Consider the following 1097-nt stretch of genomic DNA (forward strand, 5'->3'; position numbering starts at 1 on the left):
GTGTTGTTGTTTACCTCTTCCCCAGCCGTTTATGTAGTGCTTGCCGCCTTCGCTGTTGTAAACGTAAGACGCCAACTTGGTGTCGTATTTGATGCCTTTCATCTCGATGCCGTAACGTGCCAGCACAGACGCGTCGTATTTTAGGTTCTGACCGACTTTCGCTTGAGCGTCGTCTTCAAGAATTGGTTTCAGCTGCTCAAGAACCCAATCGCGATCCAGTTGCTCTGGCGCATCCAAATAATCGTGTGCGACAGGGACATAAGCCGCAATACCTTCATCGATAGCAAATGACAAACCAACAAGGTTCGCCACCATGTAATCAAGGCTGTCCGTTTCGGTATCAAAAGCAAACAGCTCTGCCGCTTTGAGTTTTTCTAGCCACGCATTGAAAGAAGCTTCGTCCAAAATGGTTTCGTACTGACTGCGATCAATCGTTACCGCTGAGGTTTCCATTTCAGCATGCGAAGAAGAAGATGATGCTTGCGCAGAGCCTGCAAGTTCAACCGCTTCGACAGTGCCTGAGCCGCCTTCAAGCAGTTCGTTCAACCAAGACTTAAACGTCAACTGACCATACAGTTTGATCAATTCGTCTTTGTTTGGCTCTGCTTTCAGTAGCGACTCTGGTGTTTCTTCCAGTTCCACATCCAGCTTGATGGTAGCCAGCTCATAAGACAGCATAGCGTTGTCTTTGTTGTCGACCAGCTTCTTCGCCATGGTTTTCGAACCGCGGAAACCAAGTGCCGCGATATCATCCAGATTTTCGTACAACTTAGTCAGGCCACCAATGCCTTGCAGCAAAGCGGTCGCCGTTTTGTCGCCCACACCCGGTACACCAGGGATGTTATCGACTTTATCGCCCATCAACGCTAGATAGTCGATGATCAACTCTGGCGGAATACCAAATTTTTCCACCACCCCTTCACGATCCATCACGACGTTCGTCATGGTGTTGATCAAGGTAATGTTGTCATCCACCAGCTGAGCCATATCTTTATCGCCAGTACTGATTAAAACAGGCATGCCTTGTTGCGAGGCTTGGTAAGCCAACGTACCGATGACGTCATCTGCTTCCACGCCAGGAACGCAGATCAACGGCA

At 49.0% G+C, this 1097-nt stretch carries 1 protein-coding gene; it reads right to left on the reverse strand.

Annotated elements, in window-relative coordinates; all coding sequences use genetic code 11:
• Positions 1-1097 (reverse strand): 5'-3' exonuclease H3TH domain-containing protein (locus R8N28_RS26570; RefSeq protein ID WP_318183835.1); only part of this gene is annotated, 1097 nt, incomplete at both ends.

This window comes from Vibrio sp. Vb1554 (assembly GCF_033344235.1).